Annotated in this window: 13 protein-coding genes and 1 pseudogene; 11 read left to right on the forward strand and 3 right to left on the reverse strand. The window is 41.6% G+C overall.

Going from position 1 to position 15625, the window contains the following annotated elements:
* Positions 1-26 precede the first annotated feature (26 nt).
* From DESDE_RS09015 to DESDE_RS22210, 3 genes are all read left to right on the forward strand, one after another.
* On the forward strand, positions 27-2972 hold the full coding sequence (locus tag DESDE_RS09015; protein ID WP_014793729.1) for an EAL domain-containing protein: 2946 nt from the start codon (positions 27-29) through the stop codon (positions 2970-2972).
* 162 nt (positions 2973-3134) lie between these two features.
* Positions 3135-4073, forward strand: a complete 939-nt coding sequence (locus tag DESDE_RS09020) for a DegV family protein (RefSeq protein WP_014793730.1) — start codon at positions 3135-3137, stop codon at positions 4071-4073.
* Positions 4074-4607: 534 nt separating this feature from the next.
* On the forward strand, positions 4608-4787 hold the full coding sequence (locus DESDE_RS22210; protein ID WP_014793731.1) for a hypothetical protein: 180 nt from the start codon (positions 4608-4610) through the stop codon (positions 4785-4787).
* A 164-nt stretch (positions 4788-4951) separates the two neighbouring features.
* Here the strand turns inward: DESDE_RS22210 and DESDE_RS09030 are convergent, their stop codons facing one another.
* Both DESDE_RS09030 and DESDE_RS09035 read right to left on the reverse strand, forming a co-directional pair.
* Complete coding sequence (locus tag DESDE_RS09030; protein ID WP_014793732.1) at positions 4952-5911, reverse strand: LysR family transcriptional regulator; 960 nt, start codon at positions 5909-5911, stop codon at positions 4952-4954.
* A gap of 351 nt (positions 5912-6262) precedes the next feature.
* Positions 6263-6650: pseudogene (locus tag DESDE_RS09035) on the reverse strand (transposase); the annotation flags it as partial.
* Between the two features lie 495 nt (positions 6651-7145).
* Between DESDE_RS09035 and DESDE_RS09040 the strand changes: the two are divergent.
* The 4 genes from DESDE_RS09040 to DESDE_RS09055 are packed head-to-tail and all read left to right on the forward strand — an operon-like array spanning position 7146 to position 12250.
* Positions 7146-9851, forward strand: coding sequence for a molybdopterin-dependent oxidoreductase (locus tag DESDE_RS09040; protein WP_014793733.1), 2706 nt, complete (start codon positions 7146-7148; stop codon positions 9849-9851).
* 1 nt (position 9852) lies between these two features.
* Positions 9853-10455, forward strand: coding sequence for a 4Fe-4S dicluster domain-containing protein (locus tag DESDE_RS09045; protein WP_014793734.1), 603 nt, complete (start codon positions 9853-9855; stop codon positions 10453-10455).
* An 11-nt stretch (positions 10456-10466) separates the two neighbouring features.
* Positions 10467-11546 (forward strand): NrfD/PsrC family molybdoenzyme membrane anchor subunit, encoded by a 1080-nt coding sequence (gene nrfD, locus DESDE_RS09050; RefSeq protein WP_014793735.1) that lies wholly within the window; start codon positions 10467-10469, stop codon positions 11544-11546.
* Between the two features lie 23 nt (positions 11547-11569).
* A complete protein-coding gene (locus tag DESDE_RS09055; RefSeq protein WP_014793736.1) occupies positions 11570-12250 on the forward strand; it encodes a TorD/DmsD family molecular chaperone in 681 nt (226 codons plus the stop codon).
* Between the two features lie 123 nt (positions 12251-12373).
* On the opposite strand, the gene DESDE_RS09060 is transcribed toward DESDE_RS09055, so the two are convergent.
* Positions 12374-13447 (reverse strand): methionine synthase, encoded by a 1074-nt coding sequence (locus DESDE_RS09060; protein WP_014793737.1) that lies wholly within the window; start codon positions 13445-13447, stop codon positions 12374-12376.
* A gap of 242 nt (positions 13448-13689) precedes the next feature.
* On the opposite strand from DESDE_RS09060, the gene DESDE_RS09065 reads away from it, so the two are divergent.
* From DESDE_RS09065 to DESDE_RS09075, 4 genes are read left to right on the forward strand one after another with little or no spacing between them, the layout of a single operon-like run.
* Complete coding sequence (locus DESDE_RS09065) at positions 13690-14472, forward strand: GIY-YIG nuclease family protein (RefSeq protein WP_242831374.1); 783 nt, start codon at positions 13690-13692, stop codon at positions 14470-14472.
* A gap of 53 nt (positions 14473-14525) precedes the next feature.
* Complete coding sequence (locus tag DESDE_RS22530; RefSeq protein WP_242831375.1) at positions 14526-14831, forward strand: hypothetical protein; 306 nt, start codon at positions 14526-14528, stop codon at positions 14829-14831.
* Positions 14812-15276, forward strand: coding sequence for an MGMT family protein (locus DESDE_RS09070; RefSeq protein WP_014793738.1), 465 nt, complete (start codon positions 14812-14814; stop codon positions 15274-15276). The genes DESDE_RS22530 and DESDE_RS09070 overlap by 20 nt, the downstream gene beginning before the upstream one ends.
* Before the next feature lie 31 nt (positions 15277-15307).
* Positions 15308-15604, forward strand: coding sequence for a DUF1905 domain-containing protein (locus DESDE_RS09075; RefSeq protein ID WP_014793739.1), 297 nt, complete (start codon positions 15308-15310; stop codon positions 15602-15604).
* Positions 15605-15625: the final 21 nt, after the last annotated feature.

A 15625-nucleotide genomic window follows, 5' to 3' on the forward strand; every position in this document is an offset into this window, starting at 1 on the left:
TTAGAGCGGTTGCTGGGGGTGAAGTGATGTATAATTCATTATTGACACAAAGACGTTGGGCAAAGGCAATCCTTCTCATTCTGTTTTTACTCGGTGGATCCATCATGCCTAAATTAGGTTATGCCACCCAGGACCCGGTCCATATCTTGATACTAAACTCCTACCATCAAGGACTGGAATGGACCTATGACCAGACCGAAGGAATCCTGCGTAAATTGCAGAGCCCTGGAGAACAGCAGATTTATGTGGAGTATCTGGATTGGAAAAGGTATCCTACTCTGGAGAATCTGAACAACCAATTCGACTATTTACAGGCTAAATATATCGATCAGAGACTGGACCTCATTATAACCACGGATGATGCGGCCTTAAAATTCGCATTGGATCATCGCGAGGAGATTTTTTCCGGTGCCCCTATCGTGTTCAGCGGTATCTTAGAAAAAAGTGCGGAAGAGTTATTGCAAGGTCATGATAGAGTTACCGGTGCTTATGAGATTGTTGATTCTGAAGGGACTATAAAACTGGCGATGGGAATCAATCCCCAAATTAAGAATATTTATGTCCTCTATGATCTATTAGAAAGTGGTCTTGCCTGCGGTGAAGATGTTTTTGCCGCTGTCCAAAGAATTAACAGGTCGGGGGATGTTGGGCTGGTTGCCCACAGCCTTGCTTATTTGAGCCTCAGTGACATCCTTCAGAAGGTGGCCACACTGGATAAAGACAGTATCGTGTTGCTTGGATCCTACAATATGGATAGTACCGGCTTAATATTATCTACGGAAGGCGTAGCCAACCAAGTCAGCCAGAGCAGCAGTGTACCCGTATATTCCCTCTATGAATTTCTGCTGGACAGTGGGGTTACCGGCGGTAGTTTATTGAGCGGTGAGGTTCATGGTGAATATGCCGGGGAACAAGCTCTAAAGGTCTTGGCAGGTCAAGATGTGAATACAATACCGATCATCAAAGATCAGACCTTTGTCACAGGCTTTAATTACAATGAACTGGAGCGTTTTCATATCCCGGAAAATTTAATCCCCCAGGGCAGTATGATCATTAATAAACCTTTTTCCTTTGTGGATACTTATCGGTCCTTAGTCTATAACACAGTTACGGTTCTTCTCTTGCTCCTCCTTTTAGTGGCAGGATTATTAATCAATATCAGAAGACGAATGAAGGTGGAGAATAATCTAAGAATCAAAAATGAAGAAATAGCGGCAATGCATGAGGAGCTTACCGCCACTGAGGAAGAACTTAGGCAGCAATTTGACGAACTGCTGAACCATCAACAGCAACTGAAGGAGACTCAGCAACTTCAGGAATTGGTCCTGGAAGCGGCCACAGACACCATCTGGGATTGGGATATGCTTCGGGATATTCGTATTTACCATTCCAAGACCTCCCATGTTTTGGGATATAGGGGAGAGGAAGTCGGCAGTGTTGAGTATTGGAATACCCTTATGCATCCCGATGATAAAGCAGAATTTGAAGCGAAATTGAATGAGCACTTGACCCAGAAGACTCCCCGCTACAGCTGCGATTATCGGATTAAGGATAAAGAAGGAGTGTATAAATGGATCCGCGCCTTTGGCAAAGCTTTGTATGACCAAGACGGCAACCCATACCGGATGTTGGGTTCCCATCGGGATATCACAGACATCAAAGAAAAAGAGATGCATATCGAGTATTTGGCTTATCATGACTTCCTTACAGGGCTCCCGAACAGAGCACAGATCCAGGAAATTATTAAAAATGAAATCCCAAAAGCAGGGGAACAGGGCACCATTCTTGCTGTTTTATTCCTGGATATTGATAATTTTAAGGCAATCAACGATTCATTCGGCCATCCCACAGGAGATCAGCTGTTAATCACAATCAGCCGTCATCTGACGCAAATCCTGGATAACCATGTGGTAGCCCGTTTGGCTGGGGATGAATTCCTTATTCTCATACGAGATATTAAGGAAAGAGAGGAAGCTTTAAACTACGCACAAAAGATTATGAAGCTATTCGAGAAGGCTCTCGTCATTTATAAACAATATTGCTATGTTTCAGCCAGTATCGGTATCACCTTCTACCCCCAGGATGGAGAGAGTTATGAAAGTCTTCTGATCAACGCAGATACGGCAATGCATAAAGCCAAGGAATTGGGGAAGAGAAACTATGTAGTATTCAATATAGAAATGAAAAAAGCTGTGATGGAGAAAGCAGAAATTCAAAACAATTTGCGTAAAGCCATAGAATTTAATGAATTCGTTCTTCATTATCAGCCCCAGGTGGAACCCCATACGGGAAGAGTACTTGGCCTAGAGGCATTGATTCGCTGGGAAAAGGATAATAAACTTGTTCCTCCGAATAAGTTTATCGGAATCGCCGAAGAAACCGGGCTTATCGTACCCATTGGGGACTGGGTGATTACGACAGCATGTGCATTTCTGAAAAAACTGCATGATTTGGGTTATCAAGAGTTAACAATGTCCGTCAATATCTCCGCACTCCAACTCCAAGAAGATCAATTCGTGGATAAGGTCTTAAAAGTGCTCAGGGATAACAACCTTGATTCGGGCAAGCTTGAACTGGAAATTACGGAGACAGTGCTGATTGAATTTTTAGATGCTAAAATAAGCCATGTCCTGGACAGCCTTATCGAAAATAATATCAAAATCTCTTTGGATGATTTTGGACTGGGGTATTCCTCGCTTAACTATATTAAACAATTGCCTATTTCAACTTTAAAAGTGGATAAGTCATTTATCGATGATATCCAATCCGCTCCGGAAAGCAAGAATATTACCGGTTTAATCGTCACGATGGCTCATCAATTGGGCTTAAAAGTGGTAGCGGAAGGTGTAGAGAAACCGGAGCAAAGAGAGTATTTGATAAAATACGATTGTGATGCAATCCAAGGATATTTGGCAAGCAAACCCTTGCCGGAGGAAGAGATCATTAAAGTGTTAAACAAAAACCTCTTGTAGGATTATTTTGTCGGAATATTAAGAATAAAGGCTACGGTTATAGGCGTTTAGAGCTTATAACTGTAGCTTTTTGTATTATTATTTTTATTTTTGGAGGAAATTCGAATAATGTGACGAAAAGCTAATAGGTGCATCCATTAATCAATTTTTTGGGGGATTGAAATGATAAAAATCTTAGCGGACTCGACATGTGATTTGTCGAAAGAGGTACTGGAGAAATACAATATATGTATTGCACCACTGACAATTTGTATCAAAGATAAGGATTATCGGGATCGTATCGATATTACACCCGATGAATTCTATGGCTTTATTGAGGATCTGGACACTCCCCCTACCACATCGATGCCGAGTCCCGCAGAGTATTTAAAGATTTTTAAGAAAGCTATTCAGGAAGGTCATCACTCTATTCTCTGTATTTGCATGTCCAGTGGCACCAGCGGCTCTTATCAGTCGGCAGTTATAGCACGGGACTATTTCCTGGAGGAACATCCTGAGATGACCGAAAAGATTCATGTCTTGGATTCTAAATGCATGAGCCATGGCAGCGGATGGTTAATCTTAAAAAGTGCCCGCATGCGGGAGAGAGGTGTCGACTTTGCTGAGATTGTGGAGTTTAATGAGACTTATAAGACCAGTGTAAAGCACTATCTTTCTGTTGATGATTTAGACCATTTAATTCGCAGCGGCAGATTGACCAATGCTAGTGCTTTTGTGGGCAAATTGTTGAAGCTGAAACCGATTATGACCATGAAGAAAGGGAAAGGGGCCATTGTCGCCAAGGAGAGAGGACGAAAGAAAGTCCTTGAACATTATGTTTCCGAGTTTTCCCGGCGGGTTGACTATGAGCTGACTGATTTCATCATTATCGGCTATACTTCAGATCTGACCTTTGCCGAAAATTTAAAGCATAAAATCGAAAGAGATACCCCTTACATGGGTGAAATCTATATCATGCAAATGGGAGTGGCGGTAGGAACCCATGTTGGCTTAGGGGCAATATCCATGTTCTTCATGGAAAAGGGTCGGATAAAAGACAATCTCCTTATTAATGAGGTCCATGGACTGGCTGCTTTGAAGAATCAATTTTTAAGAAGTTAACTTTATGAATTTAAAGAGGCTGATGCGAAAGAACGGCAAGGTTCATAAGCATTAGCCTCTTTGTTTGCCCTAGCGGACGTTCATAGAAATTTGTAATATAATGAACATAAACACCAACATTGTTCTTCCAACGTAAGTGCAATGTTCATTTGCTTCTACCTTTCAGGGGCATAAAACAAGCAAGCACTATTATTTAGCTAGTTCTGCATCCTATAAAAATGCTTTTTCTTTTTAGTGCTTAAGAGTCAACGAAAATGCCCAAGTGTTGATTCCCAAGGAAATGTGATCAATGGGCTTTATGCTGCCGGAAGCGCTGCTTGAGCGCAAACTGTTTCCCACGAATATGAAGGCAGCGGAACAGCAATGCTTCAGGGATTGACCTTGGGAAGAGTTGCGGCTGAGCACGCAACACAATAGTGAAAAATCCACGAAGTTTAATAAGTTCTTAAAATCATTACAGGAAAGAGAGAGTTATAAGATATTCAGGATGCCCTGTATGGCAAGCTGGGAGAATGAGTAGGGAGTCAAAAAGTCATGGCCGTAGCTTATCCTTTGACATCGGATGGACAAATTGTCAGAGCCTTATGTTTTATTGCTTCTACCAGTGCCATTGATCAGGATATTCCAGACACGGCAAAATCTTTAGAGTGGGCGACAGGGTCTTACGTTGACAACTTGGAGAAATTCTTTCTCTCTTATGGCGCCCAACCCTAATCAAATAGCTCTTTTAGAATCGCTGAGTGTGCTGATTTTTATGTGAAAATGTAGATGACATCGTGGATTTTCAGGAAAATTTAAAAAGCGTCATACGGTAACATTAACAGTACTTTTTGGTTAAAAATAGTAGGATTAATATTATTCTTAGTTTTTATCTGATTTTAAATCTTAACACTATTAGGTTTTTCTTTTATTGTGAAGTCCTGGAAGTTTTCTAATAAATATGATTTGATTAGGGATACTAATGTTTTTATCTCTGAATTTTCCTTTTGGCTATTATGATACAAAACAATTATAGATAGCTTAAGGGTATCATGAATAGGTATTGTTATTTTGTTGCTTGAGATTAAATTTCTTGTTAAATTAACGCTTAAACTAACGATATCATTGCTAAGAGCTATTCCTTGAGCAAGCCGAATATTGCTGCTACGGGTAACAATATTTGGTTCACCGTATTCTTCCAGCATAGAGCGAATACAATCCTCTAATAGCGGTTCTTTGAAGCAACATAACGGCAGAGCAACGAGCTCCTGCTTCGTAAAAAATTTCTTTTTTGCGTAAACAGAGTTAGGACTAACATTAGCAACCATACCGATTTCAAGTAAATATTCATAAGTAAGCTCCTCAGGAAACGTTAATTCCTCTAATGCATAACTGGGAATATTGACCAATCCGATACTGCTAACGTTTTGATTTTTTAAGCTCTTTATAACTTCGAACGGAAGCTGTTCTAATATTAAATACTTGCTGTTTATTAAATTCTTGGAAAAAATATTTACCATATCAAGAATGATACCGCTTACCGAAAAAAGGGCAGTCGTATAAATTGAAAAGGTATCATTTATCTTCCCTCCGCTTATAGGACTAATATTATGACTCTTTTCTTTAAAATCTTCATAGCATTTGAGAAATTCCTTTGTGCAGACGGCAAATTTTTCACCATCACCGGTTAATATAAAACCATGTTTGGTGCGATCAAATAACTCAATATTATATTCCTTCTCTAAAGACTTTATTGCTTGACTTAATCCTTGTGGGGATATATAGAGGTCTTTTGCCGATTGTGATATAGACAATGTTCTTACAACATCAAGAAAATAGTATAAATGCTCGATTTGCATTGCTGTTGCCCCCTTTCAATAATGACCCCTAAGTCAAGACATGAATAAAGTTTTAATTAGTCTTCTTTCGCGTTTTGATCATTAAGCGCAAATTGTCAATGATGGGCTTCATCCGGACATACGCTTCCAAATGATGAGAGAGTCTGTTCTTTTCTTCACTAGTCTGGTTTATATATCGTTTCAGTAGCGTTGCATCCAAATAAAAAAACTTATGTCAATACCAAAATCGTCTTTATTTTAATTCCTTATAATTTACTTATATGGTGTTTACAACCATTTGCCTTTTTCCTCTTTTGCCCAAAGGATTGTTTGTCTAAGAGGTAGCCCTATTCCACATTTTACACATATTCTTTACAGTATTACTGGGTCATAGGTTAAATCATCTAGCCACTGTGTATCTTCTTCTTTCAAGATATTATGCTCCGTCATTCTATAGATCTCTTCATAGCTTGAGCAGGACTAAAGAACAGTAGGTCATCAGGGCTAAGAGTACTTGGTTGATTACTATGTTTTCGCTTGTGCCGTAAAAGTGTTTAATTTGAGCATGCTGCTTGAGCCATTTAAAGAACAACTCGATCTGCCAGCGGTAGCGATACATCTCACCTAATTCTTCGGCACTCAAATCAAAATCATTGGTCAAGATGGTGAAGGGTTCATTGATCGTGTCATCTAGGGTTACTTCCCGAAGGGTATGCTTCATTTTTCGAGAACCTGTTCCTAAGATGACATCCACGTCCTCAGCTTTATGCAACGCTACTGATATCGTTTAGTCTCTTAGTTTAAATATTCCAAATCTAAATGATTTGGTAATGTATAAATTTGCTTATTTAATATAAGTATAAGTGATGAATATTTATAAAATAATAATTAATTTTATTTTTAATTAAAAAATTAAATAAAATAATGGCAAATAAGCTATTTTTTATGGACAATGTCATAAATAGTGTTAGAACAAGGTTATTATACTACAATTTAAATTAAAAGCAATATGTGAAAGTTAAGATAAGTATAAACTTTTATTTGATGAGATTGAACTAATTGATTGATAGCATAAAGTTTTTATAATGATAAGATGAATTGCATATAGTGAACGTTCTTCAGATAACAGGATTACTCCATATTTATTAAGAGGTGGTGACTTTGAGACTTGATACTTAGGCAGTAGTAGAATCTGTCAGGAGTGATGCGGCTTGCATCAGACAAATTACTAAGGGTATTGTAGAAGGAGGTTATTATGAATACTAAAAGTCTTGCCAATTCATTGCCAAAGATGTCGAGAAGAAGTTTTTTAAAGTCAAGTTTAGCTATTACCGGGGCTGCGGCTTTGGGCGGTGGAACTGCCTTTGCTGGGACCGCGTTGGCTGCTTCTGGCAATCCTGTGCCCAATGGTAATGCTAAGTGGGTAAAACATTATTGTGGATCATGTATTTGGCCAAACTGTGGTACTGAGGTTAAGGTCGTTAACGGAGTTGCAGTTGAGGTTCGCGGGAATAAAGAACACCCGTCTAATCAAGGTACGTTATGTCCACGCGGAGCGGCCCAGTTGATGAATCTTTATAATCCTTACCGTATCAAGGCCCCCTTAAAACGTACCAATCCCGAGAAGGGGCTTGATGTAGATCCCGGTTGGGTAGAAATTAGTTGGGAAGAGGCAATGGATACCGTCACTGAAAAAATTCGTGCGGCACAAGCTAAAGACCCTAGAAAATTGATGATGATGTACGGTTTTGCGGGCAATCTTCATGAGACTCCTTTTGTGAAACTATTTACAGCGATTTTTGGTACTCCGAATTATTCCATGAGCTGCGGACCCTTATGTGAAGTGCACCATGCTCCCGCCATGTTTAACGCAACCTTTGTTGACCGTATTGATGCCGGCCGGTGTAATTATTTGATTACTTTTGGCCGTAATTTAGGCGGTTCGGCAATGTTTGCGAGCGGGCCCGGACGCGCAATGGCTGACGCAGTTGATCGTGGAATGAAACTGGTGGTCTTTGATCCCCATGCGACTCCTGATGCTTCTAAAGGTGAATGGGTACCTATTCGCCCTGGTACCGATAATGCTGTGGGTATGGCAATGCTTCACGTTATTTTATATGAGCTTAATACATTTGACGTTGATGCAGTGAAAAATCGTTGCAATGGTCCTTACCTTATCGATAAACAAGGTGATTATGTTCGTCACCCGGAAAGTAACAAGCCTCTGATTTGGGATGAGGCAGACGGCAAAGCAAAAGTCTTTGACGACCCAACCTTAACCAATCCCGCTATCTTAGGCGAATACACTGTAAACGGTGTTTCGGCCTTTCCCGCCTTCGTTGCTATACGAGAAAGCGTAGCGACTGCAACTCCCGAATGGGCGGAGGAGATCTCCAGTGTACCGGCTGCAGATATTCGACGCATTACCAAGAATTTGGTAGAGGCCGCTTGTATCGGTTCTACAATTAATATTGACGGGTTTGAATTCCCTTACCGTCCTGTTGCAGTAACTGTGGGACGTGGCAGTGCCAACAATATGATGGGAATGAATTTCTATATTCTTGCTGACATTATCAATATGGTATTAGGAGCCATTGGTGTACCCGGTTCCTTGCTTCACGCCGCTGGCCCGAAATTTATTTTTGAAGACGGCATGATGCGTGAAAACCCGATTGCTTTTTACACTACCGATAGGGAAAAGAAATTTTCTATTCCTAACAATGATTATACAATGAAGCAATTCTATCCTTTGTCAAGATTCCCAGTCCTGGGTGCAACAATGGGTGCCATTCTTGATCCCCAAAAATATTATCTTGACTATGAACTTGAAGTTCTTTTCCCGCATGGTGCGAATCCTTTCCAAAATGATGCAGACTATGAAACAACGGCCAAGGCATTCCAAAAGGTTCCTTTCATCTTTACTGTTGGCTATCATTTGGACGAAACGTCAATGTTCTGCGATATTATTCTCCCCGAATGTTCCCATATGGAACGATATCAAAACCGTCCCATTAATGAAACCATGACAGTTGGCCTGGATAGCATTGCTTTGGACGGTCTGAACTATAAAGAGCCTGTGGTTGATTTAGTCTATAATACAAGACAATACGATGATGTTATCGTCGAACTTGCTGACCGTTTGGGGCTGACTCCTAAGCTAAACACTATCTACAACGGCTTCTATAAATTGTCGGGAGAATTCAGTCTGGATCCCGGTAAAAAGTATACCTACCCTGAAATGCTTGATATTCGGTTGAAGGGCTTTAGCGGCAGTGCCTCAAAGGGCGTGGAATACTTCCGTGAACATGGCTTCCTAATGAAAAATATACCTCTTAAGGAATGCTATGAATATTACTTCTTTAAAGGCAAAGGCAGGCTGCCACTCTACAATTGGCGTGATCTTTCTGCTGGCAGAGCATTGCAGCGCAGCCTTGACAAATATGGCGTAAAAGTCCCTGCCTGGGATAACCAGGAAGAAGCGATGAGGGAATATACTCCGGTACCCAAGTGGTTCGACAATCATCTAACCAACAAATCAGATGAATTTGATATGACTGTAGCTAACTGGAAGATTTCACCTCGGAGCTTAGGCCTTGGTGGACAGGACGATAATGTCTGGCTTCGTGAGGTTGTAGAAACTTGGGAATATGATGGGTTAAATATACAAATTAACCCTGTTACAGCTGCAGCCAAGGGCTTAAAGACTGGGGATAAAGTAATTATTGAGTCGCAGCATGGAGGCAAAGTTGAGGGGATTTTACAAGTTACCAACTTGATCCATCCCGAAGTTGTGGGCTTCCCAGCCCAAGGTGGGCGTATTTCCCAATTTATGAACCCTATTTCCCGTAAAGGTTCAAACTATAACCGTCTATTAACATACAAAGAAGGCTATGTCTTATCTGAAAACGGATCGGTTTCTGTTTCGTCTAGAGTAAAAATCAGTAAAGCGGAGGTGAAGTAGTATGAGATACGGGATGATCATCGATTTAAAAAGATGTGTTGGTTGTAATGCCTGTACGGTGATTTGCAAACAAAAAAACGGTACTCCTAAAGGTGTCTTTTGGGGTAAAGTCTATGCTACTGAAGCAGGAGAGTATCCTCATGCCCGCCGAGAGTATAAGCCTGCGATGTGTATGCATTGCGACGATGCCCCATGTGTTAGCGCTTGTCCCACGGGAGCAAGCTACAAGCGGGAAGATGGAATAGTACTTGTTGACCAAAATAAATGTATTGGCTGTCGTTATTGCATGGTTGCTTGTCCTTATGATGCCCGCTATTTTGATTTCGGTGCCGAAGGCAGCTACTTCCCAGATAAGGATCCTAATCCTTATGAGGAGGAACAGGCAGGAAAACGAAAAAAAGGGACGGTTAGCAAGTGTACTTTGTGTGTTGACCGTATAGAAGAAGGTGACATACCTGCATGTGCTCAGGTTTGCCCCTCGAAAGCCCGTACTTTTGGTGATCTCGATGATCCCAAGTTTAAAGAACTCATTGTTCAGCGCGGAGGCTATCAAGAAAAAAGCCACGTTGGTACTAACCCATCGGTTTATTACTTACCGAGATAGGAGGAAATACTATGAATATAACGGAAGATATTAATCTGCCTAAGTCTTTTTTTGTTCCTGCCGTTATCCTTGCTATTGTAGGTATCTGCACTTGGATTTTCCAACTGGTGTCAGGTATGCAGGTAACGGGACTTGATCAAGGTGTAGTATGGGGGCTCTATATCGCTGCCTTCTTTGCTGCTGTTGGCGGCGGGGCTGCTTTATTAGCGATCGTCGGTATTTCGGAATTTAAAAATATTCTTAGCCCTGTTGCCAAAAGCAAGACATTGATACTTGCAATGACTGCCTTTATCATAGGCGGGATTTTAATTACTATGGATCTCGGCAATCCCGTTCAAATGTTGAGATTGATTACCTCCTTTAGATTCCAGTCAATGATGGTTTGGGACTTTTGGTTTCTAGCCTTGTGCTTCTTAGCTGCTCTCTTCTTTTTATTAAAGGTACGTAAGAGTGGCAATGGAGGCAAAACTTTTGGTGTGATTGCTATTGCTGCTGCTTTACTTGTAGTTATTGTTGAAGGTTTTATGCTTTCAAGCATGGCAGCACACAGTATGTGGGGATCGGGTATAACCGTTGTATCCTTCTTGATTAGTGCAGCAATTATGGGTTGTGCTCTGGCGATGTTAATTATGCCCCAAAATGACTCTATTCGTAAAATCCTCCAGACTGTGCTCATACTTAGTCTTATTGTAACCCTTGCGGAAGTTTTTACCGGAGCCTTGACTGGCAACCCTGAAACCAAGTCTGAAATGATGTTTGTTCTTAGCGGTAAGGCCGCCCCTTTCTTTTGGATTCAGCTGATTATTGGGCTGCTTGTACCCTTATACTTATTGATTAAGTGTAATAAACCTATCGCTGTTGCTCTATTGGCAGCAATTGGTGTTGTTTTTGAGAAAATTTGGGTATTGGCTGCCGGTCAAGCAAGTCATTGGATGCAAGAATCTTTAAATGCTTATTTTCCCTCACTGATAGAATATATTACTGTTATCGGTGCTGCTGCTATCGGGGTATTGTTATTTGTGCTTCTAATGAAGCTCTTTAACGGTAAAGTTTCTACTGCGTCTAAAAATCAGAACATGCAGGCTATATAATTCGAAGAGAAAAGGAGCAAATTATGCCAAATAGTATTGTAGCTGATCAAGAATTGCATTCATCATTATTTGACTGGCAAACTATCAGCAATGCCTTTGCTTTCCTTGCCTCAATATTAAATAATCAGCCTGATCAAGAAATGATCAAAAGACTTCGTACAGTATTTAATGAAGAAGAGTCTCCCTTTCAAAGGCAAGGCGGTTCGTATCAACTGATTGCCGGGTATCTTAATGACAGTGATCAGAAGTCTATTGCGGAATTAGTTCAAGAGCTGTCTGTGGAATGGACACGTCTTTTTCGGGGTATAAGTCCTGTCTACTGCCCCCAACCTCCATATGCAGGTGTTTATAACTCTGTGGACGGCGTGGGAGTAGATGCCATCATGGCGATAACACAGCTCTATTCATCACACGGTCTAGGAATTCGGCAGGACAATCATAACCGTATGGATTATCTGGGGACTCTGTTAGATTTTATCAGTATCCTTGCAAAAAGAGCTGCTCAAGAAACGGAATTGGGGAATTTCACAGTCGAGGAAGCGATTAAAACAGACATTCTCGATTTCCTACAAAAGTATATTTTGCCATGGGTAGATAAATTTATTGATAACGCACAAGAATATGCGCAAACCGATTTGTTCAGAGGATATTTGATTCTGCTATCAGAATCCTTAAAGGAACTTAAGATTCTTATTGAAGATTAAAATAGTACTCCCCTATTCGGTACTTAAAAAGCACAGTCTTGCTTAGTATAATGTAGTGAACCAAGAAAAATAGACATTGAAAGAATAAAGGGATTGTCTCAATGAGACAATCCCAGATTTTTTTTAATGGGTAGAGGAGGCACTTAACTCCTGCAAGAGAACATAAATCCTTTCCGCCAGATCTATATCCAAGGTTCCGGTGCCGCAGCTTGGAGTGAGCATACTTTGTGACCGCAGCCTGTCTTCGCTGACTCCTCTTTTGGTCAGCTCTTTAATATTTCCTTCCAGACGCTTACCCAGGCTGGCTGCAGTTTCCCCCCAAGCTTTTATCGAAGTCGGAACGATGCCCCAGGAAAGAATGCCGCCTCTCTGGAGAAATTTTTCCAGAGGTTCAGCCAGAACGGCCATACTTGTCATGTATTCATAAGCATCAAAATTGACGATCTTAATCTTTGAGTCGAAGATGAGAGTCCAATCCATTCCGGCACAGACGTGAACTCCAGGTATCCCACCCTCGGCGAGAATTCCTTCAGCCACTTCATTAAGGTTGCCAATCAAAGTATTGCGATCTAAAGTCAGGTGGGTTGAGGCCCCATAAGCATACAATCCGGGGTCATCGATGGACATCAGGACGGGTAGTCCGTACTGAGCCAGACGCCTCGTCTGCCAACGGGCGTGCAATCTTAAGGACTTAACAAGGATATCCCGCTGATATTCATCATAATAGGCGGCTCTGCGGTTTTGATCCGTAATTTGCATCCCCAGAGTTACTGGGCCGCTTAACTGTCCTTTCAACAGCAATGCTCCTTGAGTGCCTTTGTGGTCAAGGTCGTTACAAAACTCATTGAATCCCACTCCTCCCTCCGGGGTGAAGCTGAATTCTTCTAAGGCATGTTGATCGCCTGCTTCAGCATGGAGATAATATTCGTAGAAACGGGCCATCCGTTCCGTCCAATCCGGGGTGTCCGCCTGGAAACGGGGCTGATCAAATCCTTCAATACACCCTGTTTCGACAAGAATTCTTAAATACTGTCCCACAAAAGAACTTTTTGCTCCTAGTTGGGGGAGTTGCGGCCAATGAGGTGCTTTAGGGAGGGTTTTCCATATTTGCTTTAAGGCTGTTTCAGCTTGAGCATAGGGAAGGCTGCCTACACCTGTGGCGAGGAATTGGGGTTGCCAGTTTGCCGAATCTAACATAGAATAACCTGCTTTCTTCAGAGAGTATTAATGGATGCATAATCCAGTAGTAAAAGCTCGATAGAATAATGATATAATAATTAAGTACAAACTTGCTGTATTTTGGGATTTCTATACATAGATTATAGCTTTAATGGAAGTCATTAGCAAAGGAATAAGGGGTCAGCAGACTTGATGCTATGACTTCTAAGTTGGAGTAGGGATGTTGAAAAGTGATGGATCATAAGGAATGTTGAAAAGTGATGGATCATAAGGAATGTTTAAAGGAAAAATTAAAGGACCTGCCGGAGAAACCAGGGGTTTATCTTATGCAGGATTCATTAGGCAATATTATCTATGTGGGTAAAGCCAAGAACCTCAAGAACAGAGTATCCCAATATTTTTATAAGCATAAGCACCGGGATCCCAAAGTGGAAGAAATGATCCTTCGTATTGCGGATTTAGAGTATCGGATAGTGGACACGGAACTGGATGCTCTCTTGGAAGAGTGCCGCATAATTAAGGAGATTAGGCCTCATTATAATAGACAGATGAAAAACGATCAGAACTATGTCTATATTAAGATACCTGATGATAACTTCCCCAAGATAGAGATTGTTCAGGTAAGGGAGGAGGATGGAGGGGTATATTATGGCCCTTTTAACAGCCGTCATCGGGTGGAAACTGGTGTGGAGTGTCTTAATGATACCTTCTTAATTCGTAAATGCCCCACCCCTGGCCGAGGTAAGCGGGGTGATGGCTGCTTGTATCGGCAATTGGGCACCTGTGTCGGGGTATGCACAGGGAAGGTCAGCCCTGAAGAATACAGGGATAGGTTAAAAGCGGTTTGCCAAGTGATTGAAACCAGGGACAAAGAGATGATGAAGGAGATTAGCGGCCGGCTAGCAAGGGCAGCCGAGGACCTTCATTTTGAAGAGGCTGCCCGCTATCGTGAATATCTGTTGGGGTTACGCTATATACAAGGCAGGCAAAAATTACTCAATAGAACACTTCGCCATAATAGCCTTCTTGTTTCGAGTTTTTAGATAAGGAGAAGAAGATTGTAAAGATGTTCCTAATCAAAGGGAACACAGTATTGATGAGTAGGATAATCCCTTTGCGTGACCTGCCTCAAGGGGACAGTACCCAAGCAAAGCCTCATGAGGAATTGAAGCAATTTCTGAAGGAAATCCCCAAAGCACTGGCCGATAAGCAAGGCTGTTCTCGACAGCTGACACAGTCGGAAGTGGATGAGGCCCAAATCCTTGATTCCTATCTTCGTAAAGACCGGGTCATCTCAATCCGAGTCACTCAAAAAGCACTAAAACAAGGGGAGTTTGTTGAAGATATGCTCAAGAGGATTAGGAATAAAAAGGGGGGTAACAATGGCAAGGAAATCTTTTAATGAGAAGCTCAAACAAAGTAAGGATCTACCCAAAGTGGTTCAGGTGACAGATCCTAAAACGATTATGCGTTATGGCGGTGATAAAATGCTGGTGGCACCGCCCACGGCTTATGATGAGCAGATGCGGAGAGTCCCCGAGGGTAAAGTGATAACCGCAGATGATCTTAGAAACTATCTGGCTCAAAAGCATGGAGCAGATTTTACTTGTCCTCTCACTGCCGGCATATTCGTCAACATCGCGGCCCATGCCTCTGCAGAAAGGGGAGAGGATTTGACTCCTTATTGGCGGACCTTAAAGAAGGATGGCCTGCTGAACGAAAAATATCCGGAGGGAATCCAAGGGCATAAAACCTTTCTGGAAAGGGAAGGGCATACGGTGATCCAAAAGGGTAAACATTATTATGTAAAGGATTATCAGGATAAAGAATTTGACCTCAGTTCATAGAGAGAAGAAGTATGCATTAAGGAGAATTTTCATGGGCAAATTTTATGAATTTGATGCTGAAATCAAGAAAGTACCGGATATCGATGGGGCTTATGTAGAAATTCCCTTTGACGTTAAGGCGGAGTTTGGGAAAGGCCGCGTACCGGTGACAGCTACCTTTGATGGAGAAGTCTATGAAGGAAGCTTGGTCAGAATGGGAACCCCCTGCCATATCCTGGGGATTCGCAAAGATATACGTGCCAAAATCGGCAAACAGCCTGGGGATACCATCAGGGTCACCTTACAAGAACGAGAGCCTAAAAGCAAGACCAAGGTTTCGAAAAACTGAAATGGTCAGGGGTTTCAAGCA

The organism is Desulfitobacterium dehalogenans ATCC 51507 (assembly GCF_000243155.2).
In the GTDB taxonomy this organism is placed as follows: Bacteria; Bacillota; Desulfitobacteriia; order Desulfitobacteriales; family Desulfitobacteriaceae; genus Desulfitobacterium; species Desulfitobacterium dehalogenans.

Bases quoted from the DNA above. Each gene is read 5' to 3' on its own strand.
- DESDE_RS09015 (WP_014793729.1), top strand. From the start codon at position 27: ATGTATAATTCATTATTGACACAAAGACGTTGGGCAAAGGCAATCCTT.
- DESDE_RS09020 (WP_014793730.1), top strand. From the start codon at position 3,135: ATGATAAAAATCTTAGCGGACTCGACATGTGATTTGTCGAAAGAGGTA.
- DESDE_RS22210 (WP_014793731.1), top strand. From the start codon at position 4,608: ATGGCCGTAGCTTATCCTTTGACATCGGATGGACAAATTGTCAGAGCC.
- DESDE_RS09030 (WP_014793732.1), bottom strand. From the start codon at position 5,911: ATGCAAATCGAGCATTTATACTATTTTCTTGATGTTGTAAGAACATTG.
- DESDE_RS09040 (WP_014793733.1), top strand. From the start codon at position 7,146: ATGAATACTAAAAGTCTTGCCAATTCATTGCCAAAGATGTCGAGAAGA.
- DESDE_RS09045 (WP_014793734.1), top strand. From the start codon at position 9,853: ATGAGATACGGGATGATCATCGATTTAAAAAGATGTGTTGGTTGTAAT.
- nrfD (WP_014793735.1), top strand. From the start codon at position 10,467: ATGAATATAACGGAAGATATTAATCTGCCTAAGTCTTTTTTTGTTCCT.
- DESDE_RS09055 (WP_014793736.1), top strand. From the start codon at position 11,570: ATGCCAAATAGTATTGTAGCTGATCAAGAATTGCATTCATCATTATTT.
- DESDE_RS09060 (WP_014793737.1), bottom strand. From the start codon at position 13,447: ATGTTAGATTCGGCAAACTGGCAACCCCAATTCCTCGCCACAGGTGTA.
- DESDE_RS09065 (WP_242831374.1), top strand. From the start codon at position 13,690: ATGGATCATAAGGAATGTTTAAAGGAAAAATTAAAGGACCTGCCGGAG.
- DESDE_RS22530 (WP_242831375.1), top strand. From the start codon at position 14,526: ATGAGTAGGATAATCCCTTTGCGTGACCTGCCTCAAGGGGACAGTACC.
- DESDE_RS09070 (WP_014793738.1), top strand. From the start codon at position 14,812: ATGGCAAGGAAATCTTTTAATGAGAAGCTCAAACAAAGTAAGGATCTA.
- DESDE_RS09075 (WP_014793739.1), top strand. From the start codon at position 15,308: ATGGGCAAATTTTATGAATTTGATGCTGAAATCAAGAAAGTACCGGAT.